A 25,644-nucleotide genomic window follows, 5' to 3' on the forward strand; every position below is an offset into this window, starting at 1 on the left:
GGTGGCAGATGAACTGGAGAAGATCGTCCTTCTGCAACTCGGTTTCCTGCCTCGAGGTCGCGCAAGACGAAACGGATGTTCTGGTCAGGGATTCCAAGGACCCGGCAGCGACTCCCCAGCGCTACACCCGGCAGGAATGGCTGGCGTTCGTCCTGGCGGTGAAGGCGGGCGAGTTCGACGACCTCGCCGGGGGACCGGTCGTCTGATCACGTCGGGATGTCTTGTCCCTGGGGCGTCCACAGGGCGGTTCCTTGCTGGTCCCGAGGGCTCAATCGGCGGAGCGCCCACCTGCCAGCATGACCACGGCCCCGACCACGACCAGGGCCAGCGCCCACGGGCCGGGCCCGTCGATGCCCTCGTCCAGCAGCTCTTTCTGGACGGCCGTCCACAGACCACCGACTCCGCCCATCGTGATCAGGATCGCTCCGCACAGCCGGCGCAGTGAGGAGCGCAGCCATGCCCAGAAGATCCGGATGCGAAATCCGGTCAGGAAGCGCTGCGTCCACGTGATCGGCTTCGTGTCCGCCGTCTCGATGTCCGCTGCCGCCGGCGGTGTTGCCTGTTGCGCTGCACGCACGCGCAGCACGCTGATCACCGCATAGAGCGCGTTCTCGATGGCCTGCCCCGGGTCCAGGGAGCGGTCGTCGAGCAACAGCCGGTCCGTCTCCGTCGCCCACCTGCCGATCAGCTCGGCCGTGCGATCCTCGAAGTAGGTGACGACCGAAGGTGCCCACGTCTCGGGCAGCCGATAGCGAACCTTGAGCACGGGGCGGAACAGGCTCTCCAGCCTGGAGAATGCCGGCAGTTGCCTGTTCATCATCCTGGACAGGATGGCGACTCCGAAGGCCGCGTCGATGTCGGCCTCGGTCGGTGCGGTCGGTTCGTGCCGATCGGTGGTGAGGAGGGTCTGGCGTTCGATCTCCTCCACCAGACTCGTCAGCAGCTTCTGTACCTCGGCGTCGTAGTGACGGCCGTCCGAGCTCGCGAGGTGCTGGGGCCTGCGGTAGCGAATACCGGCGCCGTACAACCCGTCTCGAGCGGCAAAGCCTCGCGGTACGCTCACGGTCTCATCCTTCTGGGCACGGTCGGACTGCTTGGATGCCGATGTCTGCAAAGTGAAGTGGCCGGGGCGGTCCTGGCCAGGATGCTCAGGTGCTCGGTGAGGTGGTCGTCGGGTGTTCTCTACTGCCTCTGGATCGACTCCAGGAAATCCCGGGACTCCTCGGACGTCAGCGCCTGCTTGCTCAGGGACTGGAACGCATCTTCGTACCGGCTCACCTGATCCCGTTCGTCGATGATGAGCTGGCGGGTCAGGAGCTCCACGTAGACGACGTCGGCGAGTCCTTCCTTGCCGGACTCCAGGATGTTGAAGCCCTCGAGCCGTCCCATCGCAGGGCCGGCCGAGGACGGCAGCACCTGGAGGACGACGTTGGGCCACGTGCTCACAGCCAGAAGATGTGCGATCTGGTCCTGCATCACCGTGGGGTCCTGCGTGTTCATCCGCAGGGCTGCCTCGCCCACCACGAACTCGATCGGCAGGGGACTCACCCCGGTCAGGCGTCGCTGGCGTACGGCTCGCGAGTCCAGGATCCGCTGGTGCTCGAGGATTCCGCGGCCGTGGAGCACCTCGCTGGTGTAGGAGGGCAGTTGGAGCAGGCCGTGGACCAGGTTCGGGTCGAACGCCCGGACGCGGCGGGCCACCACCTCGAGTTCCAGGTAGTCGCGTTCGGGGGAGGCCGGGTGAAAGTCCTTGAACGGTGAGCGCTGCCGGGCGCCGATCGCGAGCTGCACCAGTTCGGCGGTCTCGGCGCCGGAGAACCCGTAGAGGCCGGCGAGGGTGTGCACGTCCTCGACCTGTGCGATGCGCTCCTCGGTCTCCAACCGGCTGATCTTCGAGGAGGAGAACCGGAGCCGGGCCGCGACGTCACTGATCTTCATACCCAGCTCGAGCCGCCGGGACCTGAGGCGGTGCGCGAGGATCTGCTGGCAGACGGTCGGTGCCGGCGTCTCGGCGATCCACGTCTCGTCCGGCGTCATGCCGCCCCTCCCCGGGCCTGTCCTTCGCGGGTGGCACATTGCCGACACCGCAATCTGCCAACAGGTGGGGACTGTACCTCAACGTGACGGGAGCATCCCAATTACGCGGGTCGTCACCACACTGGGATGGAATCGACCGGTTCGACGAGGCCGTTTCATCCTCATCGGCACGCGCGAGGTCACTGTGCGTTGCTCTCCGATGTCCTGGCGCGATGAGACGGCATGGACCTCGCACCTGCCCCCATGAACGCCGGTGCAAGTCGGGGCGGCGTGACGTCCCTCTCGTCGTCCGTGGTGTGCCGTGCTGTGCCGACCGCCGAACTGATCGGTGAAAACGGCTGTTAGGCAGGCTTTTCCGGCTGCGCCGGGATCGCCGCCATGGCCGTCGCGGCGATCGCCTGGAGGTCTTCGAGGGTGCCGCCGTCGCGGGCGCAGCCGGACATGCCGCGCAGGACCGCCACGAGGAACGCGGCCAGGGGCTCGGTGTTCGTGGCGGGTGGCAGGTCGCCGTCCCTGACCCCGCGCTCCAGCCGGTCCAGCAGGCGCTGGTGCAGTTCCTGTCGCTGGCCGGTGAGCCGGGGCTCGGTCAGCATCAGGCAGCCGGGGGGCGTGGCCGCGTCGGTGTGGGCGTGGGCGGTGTCGTCGAGGATGCGCACGACGGCCTCGCGGGCTGTCGGTAGCTCGGCGGCGGCGTCGAGTCCCTCGCAGGTGAGCCGGAAGTAGGCGGCGGACGCCTCCTCGAAGAGGCGGTGCTTGTCACCGAACGCGGAGTAGAGGCTCGGCGGGGAGACGCCCATGGCCGCGGTGAGGGTCGCGATGGACGTGGCGTCGTAGCCGTCGCGCCAGAACTGCTCGACGGCAGCTGCGAGTGCCGCGTCGCGATCGAAGCTGCGGGGTCGGCCGGCCATGCGCCCATCATAACGTAGCGATCACTATGCAATGTGGTAGCGTCCCCGGCGTCAATCAATAGTGATCGCTACAAAATGGGGTTCGTGATGGAGCTGAAGGGTGCTGTCGTGCTGGTCACCGGCGCGAACCGAGGCATCGGCGCGGAATTCGTCCGGCTGCTCAAGCAGCGCGGGGCCGGCCGGATCTACGCCGCCGCGCGGGACGTGACGTCGATCGAGGCCGACGGCGTGGAGCCGATCCGGCTCGACGTCACCGACCGGGACCAGATCGAGGCCGCCGCTCGGCGCGCGGGTGATGTGCAGATCCTGATCAACAATGCCGGGATCTCCACCGGCACCGCCCTGGTGACCGGCGACGAGGCGGGCATCCGGCGGGAGATGGAGACCAACTTCTACGGCCCGTTGCTGCTGACCCGCGCCTTCGCCCCGATCCTGCGGGCCAACGGGGGCGGCGCAGTTCTCAACGTCGTCTCCGCCCTGTCCTGGTTCTCCACCCCGGTGGGCGGCGCGTATGCCGCGTCGAAGGCGGCGCAGTGGATGCTGACCGACAGCACCCGCCTGGAGCTCGCCGCCCAGGGCACGCACGTGGTCGGCGTGCACATGGGTCTGGTCGACACCGACATGAGCAAGAGCCTCCAGGCGCCGAAGATCCACCCGGCCGAGCTGGCCGGTGCGGGCCTCGACGCGATCGAGTCCGGTGCGCAGGAGGTGCTGGCCGACGACTGGGCGAAGTTCGTGAAGTCCGGCCTCCAGCTCGACCCGAAGGAACGGTACGAGCGGATTTTCGCCGCCCTCGGCGGCAACTGAGCCGGTATCTGAGCCGGCAGCCGGCCGGTGCTCACGGCGTGATGCAACCTGGGCGCTCGCTCGTTCCGTCGAGTGGGCATGAGTATCTCTTTCTCCCGCCGCACTGTCCTGGTTCCCGTCGCCGTGGCGCTCGCCGCGGCCGCGGGTGTCGTCGCGTTCGTCCTTCCCGGTTCCGATTCGACCACCAAAGCTGCTCCCACGCAGGCTATCTCGGCCGAGCTGACGGCCTATGAGGGGGAGCAGCCCGAGGGGTTCAGCATCGAGCAGGTGCCTGCCGGATGGGACGTGCTGGCGGCTGACGCCGGCAAGCTGGTGCTGGCCGCGCAGGACGCCTCCGACCGCGACCCGAACGAGTTCGAGGGCAAGATTCTGGTCACGGTGGCCAACGAGGCGGAGCTGTCGACCACGCGCCCCAACGCCCACGAGGTGAAGGTCGGTGATGTGACGGCAACCGGTTTCGACTTCTCCGGTGGTGACAGCACGGGTCTGCTGCTGCCGTCGGGTGACCGGACGCTGATCTTCCAGCTGCCCGGGGGCCTGGAGTGGGACGAGGCGACCGTCGCGGACTTCGCCGCCGGGGTGCACTCGGTCGGTACCCCGGACATCGCCCAGGGCTGATCGGGCGGCTCGGCTCCCCACCCCGCGGGGGTGGGGAGCTTCCCCGTCGGTGCTTTCACATCAAGGACGACGAAACACCTTGGTATCCGCGATGACACCATCAGCGTGATCTGAAAAACGCTTACCTGCCAGGGTAAACCGCCAGAGTCGGCGCATTCGGCCTTCTGACCCGGTGCCTCAGTAGGTGATCAGGCCGTGCCGGTTGCGGAACTCGCCGGTCGGTCCGTCCGGGCCGATCAGGGCCAGGGCCACCGTCGCGTCCGTTCCCTCGGTCACCGTCTGATGTCCGGACCGGCCGTTGAAATCGGTTGCGGTGTAACCGGGGTCGGAGGCATTGATCCGGAACTTCGGCAGGTTCTTGGCATACTGCACGGTCAGCGCGATCACCGCCGCCTTCGACGAGGCGTACGGCACGAGATTCACCGGGAACTCGTCCGCCTTCTCGTCCAGCAGCAGCCGGGGCCAGCCGACCCCGGACGTGACATTCACGATCACCGGTGCGGACGACCGCCGCAGCAGCGGCAGGGCGGCCTGGGTCATCCGGACGACCCCGAACACGTTGGTCTCGAACACCGTACGCATCTCGTCGGCGTCCAGGTCGTCGAAATCCCACTTCGTGCCGGGGATTCCGGCGTTGTTGATCAGGACGTCCAGTTCGGTCAGGGACGCGACGGCCCGGGCGACGCTCGCGTCGTCCGTGACGTCCAGCTGGACGGGGACGGCGCCGAGCGCGCGGGCCGCCTCGCCGGTGGACAGGTCGCGCATTCCGGCGTAAACGGTGTGGCCTGCCTCGATCAGGCGGCGGGTGGTCTCCAGACCGAGGCCTTTGTTGGCCCCGGTCACCAGGGTTGTGGTCATGTCCCCACCGTGGGACGACGAGAACCCCGCTGCCAGGTATCCGTCGACGGTGGGACCGGCAGTACCACCCGCCCGGAGGCGATCCGGGCCATCATGGCCGGTGTGGATGAGTTCGCACAGGTGCTGCGGGCCTGGCGGGACCGGGTCACCCCGGAGCAGGCGGGACTGGCTCCCGGCCTGGGGCGGCGCACGCCCGGGCTGCGCCGGGAAGAGCTGGCGCTGCTGGCCGGGGTGAGCGTCGACTACGTGGTCCGGCTGGAACAGGGCCGCGCCCGCAACCCCTCACCTCAGGTTCTGGCTGCCCTCGCCCGGGGCCTGCGCCTGGACGACGACGAGCGCGACCACTTCTTCCGGGTGGCCGGCGCGGCGGTTCCGGGCCGCGGCCTGCTGCCGTCCCACGTCACCCCGAGCGTCCGGCGGATCGTCGACCGCCTGGCCGACCTGCCGGTCGCGGTCTTCACCCCGATCCACGACCTGCTGCTGTGGAACCCGATGTGGGCCGCCCTGCTCGGCGACCCGTCGGTGCGCACCGGGCTGGACCGCAACTTGATCTGGCAGTACTTCGCCGGCCCGCCGATGCCGGTGACGCACTCCCCGGCCGAGGAGGAGTCGTTCGCCCGCAGCCTGGTCGGGCACCTGCGCCTGGCGCTCGGGCAGTATCCCGGCGATCCGCACGTCGGTGACCTGGTCGATCGGCTGCTGGAAGCGTCCCCGGAGTTCGCCCGACGCTGGAACGGCGCGCCGGTCGGCGAGTTCCAGACCAGCCACAAGATCATTCACACCCAGCAGGTCGGCGACATCGTGCTGGACTGCGACACGCTGACCGGCGGCACCGGTGGCCTGCTGATCGTGGTGATGACCGCCGCGCCGGGCACGCAGGACGAACGCAAGCTCGACCTGCTGCGGGTGGTGGGGCTCCAGGGCGCGTGGGAATGAGCGTGGCCGGATCATCGACGGCCCCGCGTGTGCTCAGCATGCTGTCGCCCCCTGAGTCACTGCTCTGCTGCGATGATTCCGGGGCTGAGCGGTCGTCTCTCTCCAGTTCGGTAGCCTTGAGCGAGTTCACCGCTACCGACGGGAGAGGGCTTCCATGGCCAGGTTTGAGGGTAAGCACGTGCTGGTGACCGGGGGCAGCAGTGGGATCGGCCTGGCCGGTGCGCAGCGCATCGTGGACGAGGGTGGCCGGGTCACGCTGACCGGTACCGATCCGGAACGTCTGGCGGTGGTATCCGAAAAGCTGCCTTCGGTAACTGTTCTGCGCAATGACGCTGCTGATCCTGCCTCGGTGGACGCGCTCGTCGAGGCAGTGGGCGGGGAGCCGTTGCACGGTCTGTGGCTGAACGCCGGTTACGCGGAGGTCGGGCCGCTGGAGGGCGTCGATGCCGCGTCGTTCGACGCGATGACGGCGGTCAATCTGCGGGCTCCGGCGTTGCAGCTGGCCCGGTTGTCGCCGCATCTGGCCGAGGGGGCCTCGGTGGTGGTCACGTCGTCCACCTCCGCCTACGAGGGTGCGCCGATGACGGCGCTGTACGCCGCGACCAAGGCGGCGCTGATATCGGCAGCGAAGGTGTGGGCGGCCGAGCTGGCGCCGCGCGGTATCCGGGTCAACGTGCTGGTGCCGGGGGCCACACAGACGAACTTCCGGCACTTCATGACCGACGAACAGCGCTCGGGTTTCGAGTCGGCCCTGCTGGAGCAGGTGCCCCTGGGCCGGGTCGGCACACCCGAAGAGGTCGCTGCGGTGGGGCTTTTCCTGCTGTCGGACGAGGCATCGTACGTCACCGGGGCGCAGTTCGTGGTGGACGGCGGGCTGCTGCGGGTCTGAGGCGGGTCTCGGCCGGGTCAGCAAGAGCTGAACCGATGCGCGGTCCCCGGTGACGGACCGGAGACCGCGCCGGTCTCAAGAAGGCGCGGTACGACGGAGCTTCGTCGTGCCCGGAGGGTGCTGTGCGTCGGTGGCCCCGCGCAGGACCGCTTCGCCGGCTTCCTCGAGGTCGGCCCGGACGGCCTGATCCGCCGGCGGGAGACGTTCTTCTTCGCCCTGCCCTGATCTGTCCCACACAGCTACTGCTCGTGTCGCGGATGCCGTGGCAGCTACCGGTTGTTCCAGCTCGTGTTGTAGCGGAATGTTTTCGGCCGCAGCATGGGGTCCCGAAGTCCGGTCGTGGCACCCACCCACGAGTGCTCCGGCAAACGAGGGAGTTGATGATGCCGGCGAACCGACGAGGTTCCGCCTCCGTCACTTCGGTCGGGCCCGATGCGAACCCTGCCGACCCGACGTCTTCACCAGCGCTCCGTCCGGCGTACCGGGAACCCGGTTTCCGGCGGTTCGTGCTCGGGGAGGCCGCCTCCGTCGTCGGTGACCAAGTCTGGTTCGTCGCCCTGTCGTGGGCGGCGGTGCAGGTCGCCTCGCCGGCCACGGCTGGGCTGATCCTCACCGTCTCGGCCGTCCCGCGGCTGGTGCTGATGATCCTGGGTGGCCCGCTGGCCGACCGCTACGACGCCCGGCGGCTGATGATCGGCAGCGATCTGCTGCGCGCGGCCGTCATGTTCGCCGCCGCCGCGATCGCCGTGCAGCACTCCAGTGTGATGCTGCTGGTGGTGATCAGCCTCGTGTTCGGGGCGGCGGACGCGATCTTCATGCCCGCCTCGGGTTCGCTGAGACCACGGCTGCTGCACACCTCGCAACTGGCCAGCGGCGGCGCCCTTCGCGAACTGGCGATGCGCGCGGCCCTGACACTCGGCTCACCCCTGGGCGGGCTCGTCGTGGCTGCCGGGAACCTGTGGCTGGCCTGCGTGGTCAACGGTTTCACGTTCCTGGTCTCCATGCTGTTTCTTCGCACCGTGCGACCGCGGGAGGTTGCTCCGGCTGCCCCCGGAGCACCGACCGGATACTTCGCCTCCCTCAAGGACGGCCTGCGCTACCTGGCCACCCACCCTGTCCTGCGCTCAGTCCTGACCGTCACCTTGCTGGTCAACCTGGCCTTCGTCGGCCCGATGAACGTGGGATTGGCGTTGCTGTCGCAGGACCGCGACTGGGGCGCCGGGGGCATCGGCACCCTGCTGGCCGGGTTCGGGGTCGGCGCCGCAGCCGGAGCGCTGGCCATGCTGCGCACCCACGTCGACCGCGGGATCGGCCTCTGGATCGCCCTGGCCTGCCTGCTGGAAGGCGCCGGCCTGGCAGCGCTGGGCCTGATCGAACGCTTCCCGGTGGCCGTGGCCGCGGCCGCGCTGGTCGGCCTGGTCAGCGCACCTCTGGGAATCATGACCACGGCACTGACCCAGTCGGGCGTGCCGGACGAGTACCGGGGCCGGGTGAGCAGCGTCAACATGCTGGTCAACCTCGGCCTCACCCCCTTGTCCATCGCGGCCCTGGGGGTGGTCGCCGACTGGTGGGGAACCAGCACCGCCGTGGTCGCCTTCGCGGCCCTGGCCTGGGTCGCCGCCGTCCTGTGTCTCATGGTCCCGGCCCTGCGCCGGGCTCGGGTGAGAGGCGAGGAAGACCGTGTTCCACCGCTGGTCGCTGGGGCGAGCACGCCGACGAAGTCGATTCGTGCCCGACCTTTTCGTCACTGAAGCGGAGCGGCAGCTGCAGCGATCCACGCACGACCGATCGGTAGACGGTGCAGATGACGAGGGCGAACTCGCGGGCCGGATTTGCGTAGGTAATGGTAGCCAAGGGCAACCGTGGCACGCGGTGGCACTATGCATCTATGGGCAACCTGGAGATGACCCCACGCGACGTGCGATCTCGGTCGCGAGAGATCATGGATGAAGTTGAGCACGGCCAGACCTTCACGGTCACGCGAGACGGTCACCAGATCGGCGAATTGATTCCTCTTCGGCGCCGGTTCGTCTCGCGTCAGGAGTTCGCAGCGATGTCCCGTAACTCACCGACCAGCGACCTCGATGCTTGCCGGGCGGACCAGGTTGTGGCAGCTGATCATGAGGAAAGCGGTGCGTATGAGCGCTGACCGATCACGGCAGGCCCTGATCGACACGAATACCCTGGCCCTGTAAGGCTGGATCGATCCAGCGCAGCTGCCCGACGAGATGACGATCAGCGCCGTCACCCTTGCGGAGATACCGGCTCTACCGCAGGAGCTCTGCGCCGACACCGAACAAACTGGGTACGACGAACGCGCTCGGCGGATGGAGATTCTTCGGCATGCGGAGCAGGAATCCGACCCCATCCCGCTCGAAACGGAAACTGCGCGCGTCTACGGGCGTTTGGTCTGCGCAGTTGTAACTGCCGGCCGCAAGCCACGGCGGCGAATTGCGGACCTGATGATTGCTTCGACTGCGATTTCCGGAGGTCTGCCCCTTTTCACCACGAACCCTGACGACTTCGCCGGCCTCGACCGCCTTCTGGAAGTGGTCCCCGTGGTCCGTCCCATGCTTCCCGGCGGGATCCGGTAACGAGCCTCCTGCAACCCGAAGGCGCTCTCCTGCTTCCAGTTCGCCATCGGCCGCCCCTTTGCGAAAAGCTCGCCGGTTGAATGGAAGCCGCACAAGCGCTCGAACAGCCTCCTCTGAGGAGCTTCGGCACCGGCCTGCGCCAGGACCAGGTCGCCGTCACGGCGGCCCTGAGCCTGGAGTACAGCAACGGTCCGACTGAGGGGACGAACACGAAGATCAAGCTCCTGAAACGACAGATGTACGGGAGAGCTGGGTCTCCGCGATTCGGCAACGCATCTCTGCTCAACAGAGATAGCACTGGGCGCCACGACCACCGTTCTTGCGCACAGAGCCGTCTATATGACAGGCACGCGCCGACACCAGCTCGAGCGCGCGTGGCGCAAGGACTTGGGGTTTAGTAACGTGGAAACCCAAAGTGCGCGTTCCTGGGAGGGGATGAGTTGGCGATCCAGCCTGGTGGGGAAGTCTGGGAAGACCGACGAAGGCTTTCTGCTGCCGTCGATCAGGCGCTGGCGCTGCTTGCCGCGGGAGCCAGTGCTGATGCGGTCGAGGTCGAAGGCGTCGACTTCAAGGAGGAGGCCGGCCGTCGTGCTCGGGGAGGGGTAGTGGTGCCGGGGCAGCCCAGAAGCGAGGCCGTCGCTTCTCAGCTGGCGGACGAGGTCGCCTGCCTCGCCAATACGCCGGGTGGCGGCGCACTGGTTGTGGGGATTGCGGATGACGGCCGCCTGATCGGGGCGGCCTCGGAACGGGACTGGCTTCGCCATCGCATCCACGAACGGGTGGACCTGGCCCCGGCGGTTGATGAGCGATGGCTGCCGGACGGTACGCGCCTACTGGCCATCATGGTTGCCGAGTCGCGTGAACCGGCTGAGAACACCAAGGACCAGCTGCGGTGGAGGGTCGGCACCAGTTGTGCTCCGGTCGACAGGTCGGAGTGGTGGGCCGAGCGGCTGCGCAGGCAGGGGAGCGACCCTCTGGCGGCGGAGACCTCCAGGACGGTGTCGGCTGTCAGTCAGGGAGCGATGGCCGCCACGAGACGCCTTCTTCGTGGTGTAGGCAAGAACGACCAGCATGATCACAGCGATCGCGAGTACCTGACCCGATTGGGAGTACTCCTTCCCAGCGGGCGCCTGACTGCGGCCGGCGTCCACATGTTCTGCCCCGCCCCCCGCACGGTACTGGAACTGGCGGTACTCGACGTCGTCGGTGGTGACGTCATCTCGGGGCCCCCTGACCTGTCGGGCTTGAGTCTGGTCGAGCAGCTGGGGGAGATCGAGACTCGCCTCGACGCGCTCGACAGCTCGGTGGTGCTTCAGTCGGGTCTGAAACTTGATCCGATCCGCAGGGTTCCCTGGCCGGCAGTGCGCGAAGCGTTGCTCAACGCGATCGTTCACCGTGACTGGCTACCCCTCGAACCGGTCCATCTGACCTGGGTCGTGGCTGACGCGAGCCTCGATGTCGTCTCCCCGGGAGGATTCGCCGGCGGTGTGACCAGTGAGTCCGTTCTCTCAGCCCGCTATTCACGTAATCCGGCGCTCGCCGACCTGGCCCGTGCCATGGGCCTGGTGGAGCGCCAGGGGATCGGCGTGGATCGTATGTACCGGGAGATGATCTCCCTCGGTCATCGACCGCCCGTCATCCGGCAGGAACCCGGGCCCCAGGTGCGTACCCGTCTCGTCGGTGGGCAGCCGCTGTCGGCAGTGATGGTCTCCCTCGGGGCGGTTTCTCCCGCCGATCGGCAGCGGGACCTTCGCGTGGCCATCGGCTTGCACGTGATGCTGCGCGACGGGTTCCTGACCGCTGAGACGCTCGCTGCACTGCTGCAGGTGCCGGTAGAGGAGGCTGAAGAGGGACTCGACGTTCTGGCCGCCTGTTCCGTGGACGACGAGTCCATGATCCGGTCCACACCCGCGGGCCCGTGGCTCCCGGCCCGGGGAATTGTCCGCCGGGCGACCGGGGACCCTCGGTCGCTGGAACAAGCGCAGCGACGGGGCCTACTGGGATGGCACCGGCCGGATCCGCGGGCCGCGGAGAAACTGGTTCGCGCCTATGTGGCTGCTGCCGGGCGTATGTCGAGTGGTGAACTGGCGGCCATCACCGGACTGACGACGCAGGGGGCCCTGAACATGCTGGTTCGGATGGAAGGTGAGGGGATCGTGCGGCGTGGGACCACACAGGGGCGTCGCGCGCACTTCGTTCTGGCGGATCTCTGAAGCGCGGACGGCACGCTCAGCGCCGTCGAACAGCGGGTACCGGTCAAACCGTTCGGCCCTGGACGCTCTGGAACGATGCCGGAAGCCATGTAGGCGGTCTCGCGGGTGGTCTTGCCCTTGATGGTCCTGGTGCGGGTGATGCTCACAGCCTGCGCCGCGTTCGGGAACACCAACGCCAGAGGCGTCTGTAGGGTGGCGGTTTTCAGGGTGTGGGTCTCGCGGCGGCCATGAGCGGCGGTGCGGGTGCAGTGACCGACGGGGCAGTCTTTCCAGTCTAGGCGCCGTAGCTGGTTGTGCAGGGTTTCCTGGTTCGCTGTGACCCGGACGAACAAGGCCGCGCCGCGGGCCGGCCATCAGATGGATCGCCCCGCAGGTAGTCTCCAGTTGGGCATGATGAGACACCCCCAGCCAATAGGTGCCCAGCATGGGGCCGTTCACCGGCGGGGAGGCGCTATGGAGGGCGAGCATCGCGCTCCCCGAAGTGCCTCGCTGGAGCGCAGGCGATGTGCGTCGGGCCGCTCAGGTGATGTTGGGGCTGCGGCGTTCGACGAGGGTGACGTCACGCCAGAGGCCGTGGTGGCGGCCGATGCGTTCACGGGTGCCGATGGTGCGGAACCCGAGCCGCTGGTGGAGGTTCAGGCTGGCGATGTTCTCGGGGAAGATCCCGGACTGGATGGTCCAGATCCCGGCGGCTTCGGTGGAATCGATGAGGGCCTTGAGCAGGCTGGTAGCGACCCCGCGACCTCGCGCGTCGGGCGCAACGTAGACGGAGTGCTCGACCACTCCGCCGTAGACACACCGGTCGGAGACCTTGCTGACAGCGACCCAGCCCACGACCGCGCCGTCTTCAACGGCGACGAAACGGTGCCCGGGCAGTTTGCCCTGATCGAAGGTGGGCCAGCCGGGGGCAGCAGTCTCGAAAGTGGCGTTGCCCTCGTCGATCCCAGCCTGATAGATAGCCAGCACCTGCTCGGCATGCGCGGCAGTCATCGGCACAATCACGGAGCGGACTACGAACTCTGAGGCGTGGTGAAGTCGCCCAGAGCCGCGGCGATCTGGCTCACGCGCTCGGGCACGAGGGTGTAGTAGGCCCACACGCCGCGCTTTTCGCGGGTGAGCAGGCCGGCGTCCACCAGGATCTTCAGGTGGTGCGAGACCGTGGGCTGGGACAGCCCGACCGGTTCGGTCAGGTCGCACACGCACGCCTCGCCGCCCTCGTGCGCGGCGACCAGCGACAGCAGTTGCAGCCGGGTCGGCTCGGCCAGCGCCTTGAGCAGGCTCGCCAGCTTCTGCGCCTGTTCGGCGCTGTGGATCGGCCCGCTGCCGGTCGGGGTGCAGCACGCCGCGTCCTCGGCCGTGGGGGCCTGGAGGGCGATCTGCGGGCGGGCGATCTGCACGGACGTCATGGGGAACAGTCTGAGCCAGGACATTGACGTTTGTCGATCCCTGCGCCACGATCAGGACATCGACGAGCGTCTATCTCTAGGAGTGGTGATCATGACGCCACCGACTACAGCGTCCGATGAGCTGCGTGAACAGGTCCGGGCCGGCTACGCCGCCGCAGCCGTCGCCGTGACCAGCACCGGTGCTCAGGCCGCTTCTGCCTCGTGCTGCGGCCCGGACGCCGCCGCAGACTCCATGGCCCTCGACGGCTCGTTCGGTGCCGGCCTCTATGCCTCCGACGAGGTGGAAGGGCTTCCTGCTGAGGCGCTGGCCGCGTCGCTGGGCTGCGGGAACCCGATGGCCGTGGCGTCCCTGAAGGAGGGCGACCGGGTCCTGGATCTGGGCTCCGGCGGCGGGATCGACGTGCTGCTGTCCGCCCGCCGTGTCGGCCCGACCGGCCGGGCGTACGGGCTCGACATGACCGAGGAGATGCTGGCCCTGGCCCGCTCCAACGCGGCCAAAGCCGGCGCCATCAATGTCGACTTCCTCAAGGGCCAGATCGAGGCCATCCCGCTGCCCGCGTCCTCGATCAACGTAGTGATCAGCAACTGCGTGGTGAACCTGTCCACCGACAAGAGCGCCGTGCTGGCCGAGATGTTCCGGGTCCTGGTACCCGGCGGCCGGATCGGGATCAGCGACGTGGTGGCCGAGGACCACATCACCCCGGCCGAACGGGCCGAACGAGGCAGCTACGTCGGCTGTATCGCCGGGGCCCTGTCCAAGAGCGAGTACCTCGAGGGCCTGGCGGCGGCCGGTTTCACCGATGCCGAGGTCGAGTTCACCCACGAGGCTGTCCCCGGTATGCACGGCGCGATCATCCGGGCGATCAAGCGTGCTGACGCGCCTCAGCTCCTGGCGGTCGTCGGCCAGGACGGCATGCCGGCCAGTTGCTGCTGAGTCCGCTTTCATCGCTGCCATACCCATGCGACGCCGGCGACCGCTGCGGTCCCGGCGCCGCTGCGGCCCACACGCACAGATCAAGGAATCCGTTGTGAGCTCCACTCCCACGTCTGCTCCCGCGCCGGCGGCGCTCGATGAGGCACCGGTGACGGCCCGCCTGTCGGTGCTGGACCGGTTCCTGCCGGTCTGGATCCTCGCGGCCATGCTGCTCGGACTGATCCTGGGCCGGGCCGTGCCCGGCCTGGACGATGCCCTGGACTCGGTCAAGGTCGGCTCAGTCAGCCTGCCGATCGCGGTCGGGCTGCTGCTTATGATGTACCCGGTGCTGGCCAAGGTCCGCTACAGCCAGACCGCCGCCGTCACCGGGGACCGCCGCCTGCTGGCCGCCTCACTGGCCTTGAACTGGCTGATCGGCCCCGCGGTGATGTTCGCGCTGGCCTGGCTCCTGCTGCCCGACCTACCCGAGTACCGCACCGGCCTGATCATCGTGGGCCTGGCCCGGTGCATCGCCATGGTCCTGATCTGGAACGACCTGGCCTGCGGCGACTCCGAGGCCGCAGCCGTCCTGGTCGCGCTGAACAGTGTCTTCCAGATCGTGGCGTTCGCCGGTCTGGGCTGGTTCTACCTCCAGGTCCTGCCCGGCTGGCTGGGCCTGTCCACCACCAGCATCACCTTCTCGGTCGGCGCGATCGCCCTGAGCGTCCTGGTTTTTCTCGGCATCCCGCTGCTGGCCGGGTACCTGACCCGCACGATCGGCGAACGCGCGAAAGGCCGCACCTGGTACGAGACCCGCTTCCTGCCCCGGATCGGGCCGGTCGCCCTGTACGGGCTGCTGTTCACCATCGTCATGCTCTTCGCCCTCCAGGGCGACGCGATCACCAGTAAGCCCCTGGACGTCGCCCGGATCGCGCTACCGCTGCTGGCGTACTTCGTGCTCATGTTCGGCGGCTCCTTCGTCCTCGGCCGCACCCTGGGCCTCGGCTATGCCAAGACCACGACGTTGTCGTTCACCGCGGCGGGCAACAACTTCGAGCTGGCGATCGCCGTGGCGATCGGCACCTTCGGCGTCACCAGTGGGCAGGCTCTGGCCGGGGTGGTGGGCCCGCTGATCGAGGTTCCCGTCCTGGTCGCCCTGGTCTACGTCGCGCTGTGGCTACGCCGCCGCCACTACCCGCAGGCTCTTCCCACCCCCTGAAGCAGCTCCTGAAAGGCAGGCACAACCGTGACCAAGGTTCTGTTCGTCTGCGTCCGCAACGGCGGCAAGTCCCAGATGGCCGCCGCCCTCATGCGCCAGCACGCCGGCCCAGGTATCGAGGTCGACTCCGCCGGCACCGAGCCGGGCACGAAACTCAACGCCCAGTCCATCGAGGCCCTGGCCGAGGTCGGCGCCGACATGAGTGGCGGCGTACCCAAGGCCCTGACCGAGGACATGGTCGCCGCTGCCGATCTGGTCGTGGTCCTGGGTAGCGAGGCCCACGTCGAGCCCGTCGCCGGAACCCCGGTGGTCACGTGGGAGACCGACGAACCCTCTGCCCGCGGGATCGAGGGCATGGAACGCATGCGCCTGGTCCGCGACGACATCACCACCCGCGTCACCACCCTGCTACGCGAACTCGGCATCTGAGACCACCGCCGACAAAGTTCGGGGCAAGGGCTTCGGGGCAGGAGCGCCTGACCCGGCCGGCGTTCTGCGGTGTGGCGAAGTGACGATGGGGCGAGCGGTCAGGACTTGCATGCCTGTCGGGTGATCCGGTGGGCCTGCCGGTGGCCCGTCACGTAGGCCTGCCGGTGAGCCGTCGAGTGGCCCGCCGGGTTGCCCGGATACTGACCTGCTGCCCACAGGCGGCCGAGGGCGTGGCCGATGACGCGCTGTCCCGCGTCCGACAGCTCTGGTCCAAGGGCGGGTGAGGGCCGGGCCGGTGGGCGTCGGGTGGCACCACGCGTGGCCCAGAATCTGACGGGTTGTCTTCTGGCGCAATAGGTATCGACGCGAGAGTGCGGTGCGTACCCGCCGCGGTGACTGCTGCCGGCGTCCGTCGTCGATTCGCTCTCACCGTCGTGCCGCCCGCAGGTGGCACGACGGTGATGGAGGTGCGCCGTGTCCCCAGAAGATCCACCCCGCTCGTCGTCCGATGACGACCCGTCCCGTCCGGTCCCCGGTGCAGAACGCGGACCGGACGTGGGTCCCGCCGCGGGCTGCGCCGGTCAGCTGGCGCGCGGCGTCCACCGCGGTTCCTGGGCACACAGGCCGGTGAGGCGGCGGTGTCGTCTCCGCACGCCCCGGCGGCGGCCGGGCGGGCCGGTGCATCGCGCCGAGCCGGCCGGGGGACACCGGCCGAGGTGGCAGTGGCGACCGGCCTCCGGGACGGGCCGGCACCGGGCGCGCTCCTGGCCTTCTGCCGGGCGCCGTGCGTGCGCCCGGCGCCGGCCAGTGGTGACCCGTGGGGACGGTCGGCGGGTCAGCGGGCGGGGTCACGGCCGGGGTCACGGATGTGACCTGCCTGCCGCGACGGTGACCGGTCACGGTGGACAGGCGACCTGGTGCCGCCGGGTGACCCGTTACTCGTGCCTGGGGTTCGTCATGTTCCTGGCCTTCGTCGGGGCGGGGGTCGTCCTGGTGGCCCTGCTGGAGTTCGCCGGGGCGAGGGCCCAGCGCTGCACGGCCCCGGGGAGCGTGGACCTGGCCCGGGTCGCCGCGCCGGTGGGTCAACCGGACGTGAGCCTGGCGGTGACCAGGGGCGTCGGGCAGATGACCGTCGCGCACGTGACCCCTGCACGGTCCCTGCCGGTGAACCTGGACGAGGGCACCGGGACCGGCCGACCGCTGGCGGTGATGCAGGGGACAGCCCCTACGGCGCTGGTGCGCAGGGCCTCGGTTCAGGAGCCGTTCGAGGACCCGGGTCAGGCCGACTCGCTGCCGCGAGTGGTCAACAACGCGACGAACTGGCTGCGGGCCATGGCCGGGGTTGTGGGCGTGCTGATGCTGACCGTGGCCGGGTTCATGGGGTTGTTCGCGCGCGAGCCGGCGGACATGGACCGGGCCAGACGGGCGGCCGGGGCGAGCGCGCTGGGATTCCTGGTGACCATGCTGGCGCCGCAGATCGTGGACATCCTGCGGTCCCTGGCCGGGGTCGGCTGATGGTCGACTGGGTGGTCGGGGGGATCCTCGAGGAGTTCGCCGGGCTGCTGGTCGAGCCGCTGACGAAGTTGCTGGCCCTGGTCAGCGATCTGGTGCTGCGGCTTCCGGAGGTGACGGGGCAGCGGCCGGTGCTGGAGCTGGTGGCGCGCTCGCTGCGGGTGGTCCAGGTCGGGTACGTGGTGCTGGTGGCCGTCGCGGGGCTGGTCGCGATGACCCACGGCAGCGTGCAGGCGGCGTACTCGGTGCGGGAGCTGTGGCCGCGGCTGGTGCTGGGGTTCGTCGCGGCGCACCTGTCGACCTGGGTGGTGGAGCAGTTCGTCACCGCGGGCAATGCGCTGGTGGTGGCGCTGGCACCCTCGGGGGAGCAGGCGCTGTCGGAGCTGGACACCTCCGAGGCCCTGTCACGGCAGGTGGACCAGCATCCGGAGATGCTGCTGGTGCTGTTGGCCGTGCAGGTCGTGATCGTCGTCCTGCTGGTGGTTCTGGTGGTCAGCTGGGGGATGCGGTTCCTGGGCCTGTGCCTGGCGGCCGGGCTGGGGCCGCTGGCCCTGGCCTGTCACGGGCTGCCGTGGCTGGAGCAGGTGGCGCTCGCCTGGTGGCGGTATCTGATGGCGATGGTGGTCACGGTGGTGGGCCAGTCGGTGGCCTTGCAGGTGGGCCTTCAGATGCTGCTGGTGCCGGACGCGGACCTGTCCGGGGCCGGTGACCTCGACCGCAGCGACGTCCTGACGAACATGATCCTGGTGCTGTGCCTGCTGATCGGCGTGGTGCGGGTGCCCTCGCTGGTGCGCCGGTTCCTGCCCAGCGCGGGCGGCAACCGTTCCGGCCCGCTCAGCACGGTCGCCCGGTACGTCCTGGTGAACCAGGTCGTGGGGAGCTGGCGCCGGCCGGTCACCATGATCGCCCGCTGGAACCGCACCCGTCGCGCCCAGCATCTCGCCGCCACGGCACTTTCCTCCTCGACGATCGGAAAAGGTGTGCACGCGAAGAAACTTGCCTCGTTCCGCCGTACCTCCGGCGGCACCGGTGCCGCCGGTGCGAGCGGTCAGCAGAAGCCGTGGATGACCCGCCGTGTGAGCGCGCCGGGCAGTCCGAACACATCGAACCGGGTGAAAACTCCTGCCGGGCAGGGTGTCACGGTGCGGGGCCCGGCCGTGGCGGGACGCTCGAGGGCTCGTCAGGCGCGTGAGCAGTTCCGGGCCGCCCGGCTGCGGCGCGGCCAGGAACTGGCTCGCCAGCGCCTGGACCAGGCCCGTCGCCGCTCCCGTCTGGCCGGGCGCACGGTGGCGCAGGAATCGGCCCGTCCCGCCCGGATCGCCGGCATCCGCCCGGCACGGTACCGGCCGGCGTCGCCCGCCCATCAGGATCCGCCGGCCCGGCGGACTCAGCAGGCCAGGCCGTTTCGGACGGCCGGTGACGCAACGCCTGTGCGTAGGAGGCCGGCGGGCCAAGAGGCGAAAACGCAGCGCAGGAGCGCTGATCGGGACACCGGCCTGCCGGCCGCGCGCAGCCGCGGCCGGGCGCCTGCCCCGTCATCGCGATCCACTCCTCGATCCGTCCCGCGTCGTGACCCTCGCACCGGTGTCCCGGGCAGGACACCCGAGCCGCGTCCCACGGACGTTCCCGGCGCCACGCCGCCCCGGCGCGCACCGCGCCGGGGCCCGCAGGAGCCCGGCACGCCGAACTGATGACCCACCCGGCCGAAGCGCCGCGGGCAGACCATCCGATCAGGGAGCGCAGATCCCACCATGACCATGCCCTCCGACACCGAACCGCCCGTCCGGGCCAGGATTCCCGCCGACCTGGACACCCCCGACCCGGTCTTCGCCGGGCTGAGTATGCGCCAGGTGACGGTGGTCGCGGTGTTCGCCGTCCCGGTCTACGTGGCCTGGAAAACGCTGCTGGGACAGGTGTCCGGGCCGGTGCTGCTGACGTTCACCGTCCCGGTCCTGGCCGCCGGGGTCGCGGTGGCCCTGGCCCGCCGCGACGGCATCAGCCTGGATCGCTGGCTGGTCGCGGCGCTCGCCCACCGCCTCTCGCCCCGCCGCCTGAGCCTCGCCCTCGACCTCACCCCACCACCGGCGTCCGGCAAGTCCACGGCGAGGCAGATGTTTTCAGGGGCGCCGGTCGCGGCGATCACCGAGGACGGGGTGATCGTGCACCCCGACGGTCGGCATGTGGCGGTGCTGGCGGTCACCACGATCCCGAACGCCCTGAGCACCAACACCGACGACGCCGTCCTGGCCGCCGGGACGGCCCGCTGGCTCAACGGCCTGTCCGGGCCGGTGCAGATCCTCCTCCAGAACCGGCCGACCGACCTGGCCGCCCACGCCGTCGGTATCGGTGAGCAGGCGCTCGCCCTGCCCCACCCGGACCTGGCCGGGATCGCCCTGGACCACGCCGAGTTCCTGCTCGACATCCACGAATCCGACCGGCCCCTGCAACGCCAGGCGCTGATCGTCTGTAGCGGGGGAGCGGCCTCCGGCGCGGAGAACCTGTTCGCCGTCCTCACCCGGAAACGGCGCACCCGCACACGTCATTCAACCGAACCCACCAGGGGACGACGAACCGCGCCCGCCGCCGGGCCCCGGGTCTCGGCCCGCGCCGCCGCCGAGGCGATCACCCGGGCCCTGCGCACCGCCACCGACATCGAGAGCCTCGGCGTGCGGGCACATCTGCTCGACGGCGCGCAGGTCCGCGCCCTGCTGCACCGCACCTGGAACCCGATCGCCCTGGACGACGACGAGAACCGGCCGGAACACGAGTCCTGGCAGGAGAGTCAGGTCGACCTACCGGTGGGCCTGCTGGAGGCCGGCCCGGACCACGTGCACCGCACCTCGCCCTGGAGTGGGCCGCTCTGGTCGGCGAGCGTCGCGGTCACCGGCTACCCGGACGAGGTCGGCATGGCGTGGATCGAGCCGCTGACGTCCTGGCCCGGGGTGATCGACGTGGCTCTGCACGTGAGCCCGATGTCCGCGCCGGCGGCCGCGAGCCGGATCCGCCGGCGCCGCATCCGCGCCGAGTCGGCCCGGCGCCTGGCCGCCGACCGGGGAAGCCTGGACGACCCGCTGCTGGAGGCCGTCACCCAGGACGCCGGCGACCTGGCCGACAAGATCGCCCGCGGCGCTTCCCGGCTGTTCACCACCACCCTCACCGTCACCGTCCACGCGCCGACCCGGACGGCTCTGGGCGCGGCGGTGGCGGACCTGCGGGCCCACGCCGCGTCCCTGCTGCTGGAGACCCACGTGATGACCTGGCGCCAGCGCGAGGGATGGATCTCCAGCCTGCCCATCGGCGCCGGATCCACCGCAGCGCAACGGATCATGGACACCGATGCGCTCGCCGCGGCCTGCCCGCTGGCCGCCCCCGACGTGCCCGCGTCCCTGCCGTGCGACACCGGGGGCCGCGACATTGGCGTGCTGACGGGGCTGAACCTGGTCACCGGTGGGGTGGTCACCTCGGACCGGTGGGCGCTGGACAACCACAATCAGATCGTCCTGGCCCGTTCCGGTGCCGGGAAGTCCTATGCGGCCAAGACCACGATCCTGCGTGAGCTGTACACCGGGACCCGGGTGTGCGTCATCGATCCTGAACGCGAATACCTCGAACTGGCGCGGCAGATCGGCGGGACGGTGATCGAGCTGGGTGCGCCCGGAGTGCGGGTCAACCCGATGAGCCTGCCCGCCGGGGATCCCGACGCCTTCACCCGCCGCTGCCTGGCCCTGCACAGCCTCATTGACGTCATGCTCACCGAGACCCTCGATCCGACGGCGAGAACCGTGCTGGACCGGGCGATCATCGCCACCTACGCCCGGGCCGGGATCACCGCCGACCCGGCCACCTGGCAGCGCCCGGCTCCCCGCCTGCATGACCTCGTGACGGCGGTCGGCGCAGGCTGTGAGGCCGGGAAGGATGATGAATCATCACGCGCCGCAGCCACTCTCCGGGACCGGCTGATGCCCTGGGTCGGCGGATCCTTCCGTGGCCTGTTCGACGCCCCCGGTGCCGTCGACACGCTTGACCCGCAGGGGGAGGGCGGGCACCTGGTGGTCTGGTCGACCCGGCTGCTGCCCGAGGAGCTGCGCCCCGTCGGCATGATGCTGGCCGTCGACGCGATCTGGCGCTCGATCGACCGGCAGAGTTCCACCGGCGAAGACCGTCCGGCGTCAGAACTGATGGTGGACGACGAGGAGGTGCGCCCCACCCCACGCCCGGTGGCGCGCCAGGACCGGCATCCGGGCGTGCGGCCCGGCACGGTGCGGCAACTGGTGGTCGTGGACGAGGCGTCGCTGCTGCTGGCGGAACCAGCCGGCGCGGCGTTTCTGGCCCGGCTGGCCAAGCGCTCCCGCAAGCGCACGGCCGGGCTGGTCCTGATCACCACCGACGTCGCCGACCTGCTGAACACCGAGCTGGGGGAGGTGGTCCTGGCGAACTGCGCCAGCGTGCTCCTGCTGCGCCAGGCGCCGCAGGCCATCGACCGGCTGGTGCGGGCCTGTGCGCTCAGCCCCGGCGAGGCCGGTTTCCTGCTGACCGCGCGCCGCGGGCAGGGACTGCTGCTGGCGCAGGCGCGGGTGCCCGTCGACATCGTCGCCTCGCCCCGCGAGCACCCCATCGCCGCCGCCCCACCCGACCCGATCACCCGGCCTCCGGCCCCGTCATCGGCCCCGTCATCGGCCCGGTCATCGGCCCGGCAGCGCGCCGGCCGGGTGGGGGAGCGAGGGTGATCAGCGACGGTTTCGGCCCGACGGAGTCCTTCTACCGCCTCGACGATCCGGCCGGCGAATTTCTGATTGACCCGGTGGCCGGCCTGGCCGGCCTGGCCGGCCGTGTCGGCCGGTGGGGTGCGGGCGTGCTGGCGGATCCGTTGCTCATGGTCCTGGTGGTGGCGCTGCTCGTGCTGCTGGCGGCCGAGGCCCGGCACGCGCGGCGCGCCTGGAAGGACTGGCGGCACCGGCGCATGCTCGATGGCGCTCAGGAGATCCTCGTGCGACCACCGGTCGAGGTCGATCCGGCCGGTGTGCAGCTGTGGTGGGCGCAGGCCGCCGCCCTGCTGCGGCGCGGTGGCTGGCGGCGCCTGCTGTACGGTCCGCCGCACATCGCTGTCGAATACCGCTGGGCCGGGCGCGAACTGAGCATCGTGCTGTGGATCCCCGCCACCGTTCCGGTCAGCCCGTTCGCTGCCGCGGTCCGCGCGGCCTGGCCCGGTGCCACCACCACGATCCGGGACGCTCGCCCACCCCTGGGACTCGGCACCGCACCGGCCGGCGGCGGACCGGTGGACCATGGACCAGCCGGCCACGGACCAATCGACCCCGGATCAGGCGACCGCCGTCCGGCCGATGAGACAACGACCGGCGGACCGGATGATCACGGACCGGCCGCTGCCACGCCGCCCGACGGCGTCCCAGGTGCCGGCGGTCATGACGGGCTGCACCGGCGAGGCCGGCGACGCGCGGTGTCCCACCGCCGGGCGACATCCCGGCAGTCGGTGAGCCCACCGGTGCCCCCACCGGCAAACCGGCCCACGGCCGGGCCTTCCACCTCGACAGGCCCGCACCGCACCCGGGCATGGAGCCTGCTCCAGCGAGGATTCGACCGGTGGATGGACGCCGGTGGACCCACTCGCGACGACGACACCGACGTCACCAGAAACCCGGCCCTGCCCCCACCCGGTGACGGCGCCTACCCGCACCTGCCGGGCGGGTACGTGCAGGCGGCCTCGGGCCGCCACCTGGGAGCCAGGCTGCCGGGGTGGTACGTGTTCCGGGTCCGCACCGAGCACGGCGTCGACCCGTTGCGGGCGATGATCGAGCAGGGCGCCGGCCTGAACGGGGCCGAGAGCGCCTGCGTCCAGATCCTCGTGCGCCGCCCGGGCCCCCGGACCGTGCGGCGGGTCCGGGCCGGCGCCGTCGGCCTCAAGACCGGCCGGCGCGAACACCAGCTCCCGGGCCCGGCCGCCGTCGCGGCCTGGGTCCCCCAGCTCCTGCTGCTCGCCCTGCGGGGCCTGCTGGGTGCGGTCGAGGTGCTGATCGACGTCGCCTCCGGCTCCCGCACCGGCAGAGGCCGTGCGCCCGCCCCCGGCGCAGCCCGGGCCGCCGCCGGCAACCCCCTACGCGACCAGGACACCCGCCCCGCCCTGGAGAAGGTCCGCACCGGCCCGCTGTGGGAAGTCGGTATCCGCGTCGCCGTCGTGCGGCTCGGCCCTCAACCGCCCCCGCCCGTTCGCAGGCCAGGACAGCGCCGCCGCGACGACCCGCTCCAGGCCCGCATGCACCTGCTCGCCCACGCCCTGACCTCGGCCCTGGCCGTGCACGACGGACGTAATGGTCTGCACCGCAGCACAATTTGTTCGCCGGTGGGCGTCCTGGCCGCACGCCGTATGGACGGCTCCCGCCCGGGTGCCTTCATCGTCGCCGGCCCGGAACTGGCCTCGATGGCCGCTCTGCCCACCGACGAGGCCGTCCCCGGCCTGGACCGGGCCCGCGCCCGCGCCGTGCCCGCCCCGGTCCTGATCCCCTCCGGCGGGCGGCAGGTCAAGGTCCTGGGCCGCGCCGTGATCGGCGGGCGCAAGGTCGGCATCCGGATCCAGGACGCCCGCCAGCACCTGCACGTGCTGGGCGCGACCGGATCAGGCAAAAGCTCCCTGCTGTGCCGGCAGGTCCTCGCCGACGTGCACGCCGGACGCGGGGTCGTGCTGATCGACCCCAAAGGCGACCTGGCCCTGGACGTCCTGGACCGGCTCCCGGCCGGCGCCCTGCCACGCCTGACCCTCATCGACCCCGACCAGCCGCACGGATCCGCCGGGTTCAACCCGCTCCAGGTCCTGCCCTGGGCCGACGCCGACCTGCTCGTCGACAACCTGTGCGCGATCTTCACCAGCACCTTCACCCGCCACTGGGGCCCGCGCATGGACGACGTCCTGCGCAACTGCTGCCTGACCCTGATGCGCAGCCCGGGTGCCCGCCTCACCTCTGTCCCGCAACTGCTCAACAACAAGGACTTCCGCACCCCCTACGTCGCCGGGCTCACCGACCCGGCCGGCCTGGGCGGCTTCTGGCAGTGGTTCGAGTCCACCCCACCGGCGCTGCGCTCGCAGGTCACCGGCCCCGTCCTGGCCCGCCTGCGGGCCTTCCTCGGGCGCGACTTCGTGCGCCGCACCATCGGGGTGCGCACCTCCACCTTCGACATGGGCCAGATCCTCGACGGCGGCATCCTCATCGCCCGCCTGCCCAAGGGGCAGCTCGGCGAGAACACCTCCCAGCTGATGGGATCCATGCTCCTGGGCTCGGCCTGGCAGGCCGCCGCCGCCCGCGCCCGCCGTCCCGAACATGCCCGTCGCGACAGCGCGATCTACACCGACGAGGCCCACAACGTCCTGCACATGGCCGGCTCGGTCACCGACATGCTCGCCGAGGCCCGCGGCTACCGGGTCTCGTTCGTCCTGGCCCACCAGAACCTCGCCCAGCTCCCGGCCGAGGTCGAGCAGGCCCTGGCCGCCAACGCCCGCAACAAGCTCTTCTTCAACTGCTCCCCGGCCGACGCCAAAACCCTCGCCCAGCACACCGAACCCCAGCTGGCCTGGCGCGACCTGGCCAGCCTCGACGACTACCAGGCCGCCGCCCGCCTGATGGTCACCAACCGCGAGACCAGCGCCTTCACCCTCACCACCATCCCCATGCCCCCGCCCGACCCGCAGGCCCGCCGACGCGCCCGCGCCCACATCACCGCCACCGGCCCCCGCCACGACGCCGACGACCTGCCCACCGACAACCCCACCGCCCGCACGGCCGGCCACCGGCGTCCCACCCCCCGAAAAGGACCACCCCCGTGAGCTTCCCCCGCCACCGCACCCCGTCACCCTGCGTGCCCAACCGGCCCGCAAACCACAAAGCAACGCACCCGCTACCGAGCCGCTACCGCGCCGCTACGGACCCGAACACCCCCGCGGCCCGGCCCCAGGAAACCGGTGGGGGCATCCGTGCAGGTCAGCCACCCCACCAGCAGCCGACGAACGCGCCGGCCAAAACGCGACTATCTCCCCAGGGAGATCCCCCCACAGGGATGGAGCACCCATCCCTCACCCCCTGTACACACCGGCGCCCGTCACCGGCCGTGCCGCTGCTGCCCGCCCCGCCTCCGCTCGCCGTACTCGTGCACCGCCCCAGCACCTCCGTCACCCCGCCCGGTGCCCACCGCCCACGGCGTGCGCGCCGCACCCCGCCACAGCGATGGGCCCGCCACCGGCGCACCCCGTACCACCAGCCCGCCCACCAGCGCGCCCGGCAGCACGGCGACGGTCACC

Annotated in this window: 23 protein-coding genes and 1 pseudogene; 17 read left to right on the plus strand and 7 right to left on the minus strand. The window is 70.4% G+C overall.

The window, feature by feature from the left end; genetic code table 11:
- Window positions 1-8 precede the first annotated feature (8 nt).
- Window positions 9-206 carry a DUF397 domain-containing protein gene (locus KIH74_RS28580; RefSeq protein WP_214159474.1) on the plus strand — a complete coding sequence of 66 codons (198 nt, stop codon included), beginning with the start codon at window positions 9-11 and terminating at the stop codon, window positions 204-206.
- Window positions 207-268: 62 nt separating this feature from the next.
- Here the strand turns inward: KIH74_RS28580 and KIH74_RS28585 are convergent, their stop codons facing one another.
- The 3 genes from KIH74_RS28585 to KIH74_RS28595 form a co-directional block, all read right to left on the minus strand.
- Window positions 269-1,063 (minus strand): hypothetical protein, encoded by a 795-nt coding sequence (locus KIH74_RS28585; protein WP_214159475.1) that lies wholly within the window; start codon window positions 1,061-1,063, stop codon window positions 269-271.
- Window positions 1,064-1,182: 119 nt separating this feature from the next.
- Window positions 1,183-2,037 carry a helix-turn-helix domain-containing protein gene (locus KIH74_RS28590; protein WP_214159476.1) on the minus strand — a complete coding sequence of 285 codons (855 nt, stop codon included), beginning with the start codon at window positions 2,035-2,037 and terminating at the stop codon, window positions 1,183-1,185.
- 341 nt (window positions 2,038-2,378) lie between these two features.
- Window positions 2,379-2,945 (minus strand): TetR/AcrR family transcriptional regulator, encoded by a 567-nt coding sequence (locus KIH74_RS28595; protein WP_214159477.1) that lies wholly within the window; start codon window positions 2,943-2,945, stop codon window positions 2,379-2,381.
- Window positions 2,946-3,032: 87 nt separating this feature from the next.
- Between KIH74_RS28595 and KIH74_RS28600 the strand changes: the two genes are divergently transcribed.
- Together KIH74_RS28600 and KIH74_RS28605 are read left to right on the plus strand one after the other, a co-directional pair.
- Complete coding sequence (locus tag KIH74_RS28600) at window positions 3,033-3,752, plus strand: SDR family oxidoreductase (RefSeq protein ID WP_214159534.1); 720 nt, start codon at window positions 3,033-3,035, stop codon at window positions 3,750-3,752.
- A gap of 78 nt (window positions 3,753-3,830) precedes the next feature.
- Window positions 3,831-4,370: a hypothetical protein gene (locus KIH74_RS28605; protein ID WP_214159478.1), complete on the plus strand. Its 540-nt coding sequence runs from the start codon at window positions 3,831-3,833 to the stop codon at window positions 4,368-4,370.
- Window positions 4,371-4,547: 177 nt separating this feature from the next.
- Here the strand turns inward: KIH74_RS28605 and KIH74_RS28610 are convergent, their stop codons facing one another.
- Window positions 4,548-5,228 carry an SDR family NAD(P)-dependent oxidoreductase gene (locus tag KIH74_RS28610; RefSeq protein ID WP_214159479.1) on the minus strand — a complete coding sequence of 227 codons (681 nt, stop codon included), beginning with the start codon at window positions 5,226-5,228 and terminating at the stop codon, window positions 4,548-4,550.
- Between the two features lie 93 nt (window positions 5,229-5,321).
- Between KIH74_RS28610 and KIH74_RS28615 the strand changes: the two genes are divergently transcribed.
- The 7 genes and pseudogenes from KIH74_RS28615 to KIH74_RS28645 all read left to right on the plus strand — a co-directional run bounded on the left by KIH74_RS28615 (window position 5,322) and on the right by KIH74_RS28645 (window position 11,860).
- Window positions 5,322-6,164: a helix-turn-helix transcriptional regulator gene (locus KIH74_RS28615; protein ID WP_281431499.1), complete on the plus strand. Its 843-nt coding sequence runs from the start codon at window positions 5,322-5,324 to the stop codon at window positions 6,162-6,164.
- Between the two features lie 154 nt (window positions 6,165-6,318).
- Window positions 6,319-7,053 carry an SDR family oxidoreductase gene (locus KIH74_RS28620; protein ID WP_214159481.1) on the plus strand — a complete coding sequence of 245 codons (735 nt, stop codon included), beginning with the start codon at window positions 6,319-6,321 and terminating at the stop codon, window positions 7,051-7,053.
- 383 nt (window positions 7,054-7,436) lie between these two features.
- Window positions 7,437-8,804 (plus strand): MFS transporter, encoded by a 1,368-nt coding sequence (locus KIH74_RS28625; RefSeq protein WP_246573269.1) that lies wholly within the window; start codon window positions 7,437-7,439, stop codon window positions 8,802-8,804.
- A gap of 137 nt (window positions 8,805-8,941) precedes the next feature.
- Window positions 8,942-9,202: a type II toxin-antitoxin system Phd/YefM family antitoxin gene (locus tag KIH74_RS28630; RefSeq protein WP_214159483.1), complete on the plus strand. Its 261-nt coding sequence runs from the start codon at window positions 8,942-8,944 to the stop codon at window positions 9,200-9,202.
- Window positions 9,203-9,254: 52 nt separating this feature from the next.
- The gene (locus tag KIH74_RS28635; protein ID WP_372492141.1) at window positions 9,255-9,647 is read left to right on the plus strand and encodes a type II toxin-antitoxin system VapC family toxin; all 393 of its coding nucleotides are present in this window, start codon (window positions 9,255-9,257) and stop codon (window positions 9,645-9,647) included.
- A gap of 101 nt (window positions 9,648-9,748) precedes the next feature.
- Window positions 9,749-9,901: pseudogene (locus KIH74_RS37075) on the plus strand (transposase); the annotation flags it as partial.
- A gap of 186 nt (window positions 9,902-10,087) precedes the next feature.
- Complete coding sequence (locus KIH74_RS28645; protein ID WP_214159486.1) at window positions 10,088-11,860, plus strand: DUF5635 domain-containing protein; 1,773 nt, start codon at window positions 10,088-10,090, stop codon at window positions 11,858-11,860.
- A gap of 519 nt (window positions 11,861-12,379) precedes the next feature.
- Here KIH74_RS28645 and KIH74_RS28650 read toward each other — a convergent pair.
- Together KIH74_RS28650 and KIH74_RS28655 are read right to left on the minus strand one after the other, a co-directional pair.
- On the minus strand, window positions 12,380-12,850 hold the full coding sequence (locus tag KIH74_RS28650; RefSeq protein ID WP_214159487.1) for a GNAT family N-acetyltransferase: 471 nt from the start codon (window positions 12,848-12,850) through the stop codon (window positions 12,380-12,382).
- Window positions 12,851-12,870: 20 nt separating this feature from the next.
- Window positions 12,871-13,266, minus strand: coding sequence for an ArsR/SmtB family transcription factor (locus KIH74_RS28655; RefSeq protein WP_214159488.1), 396 nt, complete (start codon window positions 13,264-13,266; stop codon window positions 12,871-12,873).
- A 91-nt stretch (window positions 13,267-13,357) separates the two neighbouring features.
- On the opposite strand from KIH74_RS28655, the gene arsM reads away from it, so the two are divergent.
- From arsM to KIH74_RS38965, 7 genes are all read left to right on the plus strand, one after another.
- Complete coding sequence (gene arsM / locus KIH74_RS28660) at window positions 13,358-14,200, plus strand: arsenite methyltransferase (protein ID WP_214159489.1); 843 nt, start codon at window positions 13,358-13,360, stop codon at window positions 14,198-14,200.
- Window positions 14,201-14,294: 94 nt separating this feature from the next.
- On the plus strand, window positions 14,295-15,398 hold the full coding sequence (gene arsB, locus KIH74_RS28665; RefSeq protein WP_308114027.1) for an ACR3 family arsenite efflux transporter: 1,104 nt from the start codon (window positions 14,295-14,297) through the stop codon (window positions 15,396-15,398).
- A 27-nt stretch (window positions 15,399-15,425) separates the two neighbouring features.
- Window positions 15,426-15,827, plus strand: coding sequence for an arsenate-mycothiol transferase ArsC (locus KIH74_RS28670; protein ID WP_308114028.1), 402 nt, complete (start codon window positions 15,426-15,428; stop codon window positions 15,825-15,827).
- A gap of 927 nt (window positions 15,828-16,754) precedes the next feature.
- Window positions 16,755-17,342, plus strand: a complete 588-nt coding sequence (locus tag KIH74_RS28675; protein WP_214159491.1) for a hypothetical protein — start codon at window positions 16,755-16,757, stop codon at window positions 17,340-17,342.
- A complete protein-coding gene (locus KIH74_RS28680) occupies window positions 17,342-19,030 on the plus strand; it encodes a conjugal transfer protein TrbL family protein (RefSeq protein WP_214159492.1) in 1,689 nt (562 codons plus the stop codon). Before KIH74_RS28675 ends, KIH74_RS28680 begins: the two co-directional genes overlap by 1 nt.
- Before the next feature lie 60 nt (window positions 19,031-19,090).
- Window positions 19,091-22,066, plus strand: coding sequence for a PrgI family mobile element protein (locus tag KIH74_RS28685; protein ID WP_214159493.1), 2,976 nt, complete (start codon window positions 19,091-19,093; stop codon window positions 22,064-22,066).
- Complete coding sequence (locus KIH74_RS38965) at window positions 22,063-25,173, plus strand: TraM recognition domain-containing protein (protein ID WP_214159494.1); 3,111 nt, start codon at window positions 22,063-22,065, stop codon at window positions 25,171-25,173. The genes KIH74_RS28685 and KIH74_RS38965 overlap by 4 nt, the downstream gene beginning before the upstream one ends.
- Before the next feature lie 272 nt (window positions 25,174-25,445).
- On the opposite strand, the gene KIH74_RS28695 is transcribed toward KIH74_RS38965, so the two are convergent.
- Window positions 25,446-25,643 (minus strand): hypothetical protein, encoded by a 198-nt coding sequence (locus KIH74_RS28695; protein WP_214159495.1) that lies wholly within the window; start codon window positions 25,641-25,643, stop codon window positions 25,446-25,448.
- Window position 25,644 lies beyond the last annotated feature (1 nt).

This window comes from Kineosporia corallincola (genome assembly GCF_018499875.1).
Lineage (GTDB): Bacteria > Actinomycetota > Actinomycetes > Actinomycetales > Kineosporiaceae > Kineosporia > Kineosporia corallincola.

Bases quoted from the DNA above. Each gene is read 5' to 3' on its own strand.
- KIH74_RS28620 (WP_214159481.1), top strand. From the start codon at position 6,319: ATGGCCAGGTTTGAGGGTAAGCACGTGCTGGTGACCGGGGGCAGCAGT.
- KIH74_RS28630 (WP_214159483.1), top strand. From the start codon at position 8,942: ATGGGCAACCTGGAGATGACCCCACGCGACGTGCGATCTCGGTCGCGA.
- KIH74_RS28610 (WP_214159479.1), bottom strand. From the start codon at position 5,228: ATGACCACAACCCTGGTGACCGGGGCCAACAAAGGCCTCGGTCTGGAG.
- KIH74_RS28655 (WP_214159488.1), bottom strand. From the start codon at position 13,266: ATGACGTCCGTGCAGATCGCCCGCCCGCAGATCGCCCTCCAGGCCCCC.
- KIH74_RS28625 (WP_246573269.1), top strand. From the start codon at position 7,437: ATGCCGGCGAACCGACGAGGTTCCGCCTCCGTCACTTCGGTCGGGCCC.
- KIH74_RS28685 (WP_214159493.1), top strand. From the start codon at position 19,091: ATGACCATGCCCTCCGACACCGAACCGCCCGTCCGGGCCAGGATTCCC.
- KIH74_RS28615 (WP_281431499.1), top strand. From the start codon at position 5,322: ATGGCCGGTGTGGATGAGTTCGCACAGGTGCTGCGGGCCTGGCGGGAC.
- KIH74_RS28590 (WP_214159476.1), bottom strand. From the start codon at position 2,037: ATGACGCCGGACGAGACGTGGATCGCCGAGACGCCGGCACCGACCGTC.
- KIH74_RS28650 (WP_214159487.1), bottom strand. From the start codon at position 12,850: ATGACTGCCGCGCATGCCGAGCAGGTGCTGGCTATCTATCAGGCTGGG.
- KIH74_RS28600 (WP_214159534.1), top strand. From the start codon at position 3,033: ATGGAGCTGAAGGGTGCTGTCGTGCTGGTCACCGGCGCGAACCGAGGC.
- KIH74_RS28605 (WP_214159478.1), top strand. From the start codon at position 3,831: ATGAGTATCTCTTTCTCCCGCCGCACTGTCCTGGTTCCCGTCGCCGTG.
- KIH74_RS28580 (WP_214159474.1), top strand. From the start codon at position 9: ATGAACTGGAGAAGATCGTCCTTCTGCAACTCGGTTTCCTGCCTCGAG.
- arsM (WP_214159489.1), top strand. From the start codon at position 13,358: ATGACGCCACCGACTACAGCGTCCGATGAGCTGCGTGAACAGGTCCGG.
- KIH74_RS28595 (WP_214159477.1), bottom strand. From the start codon at position 2,945: ATGGCCGGCCGACCCCGCAGCTTCGATCGCGACGCGGCACTCGCAGCT.
- KIH74_RS28680 (WP_214159492.1), top strand. From the start codon at position 17,342: ATGGTCGACTGGGTGGTCGGGGGGATCCTCGAGGAGTTCGCCGGGCTG.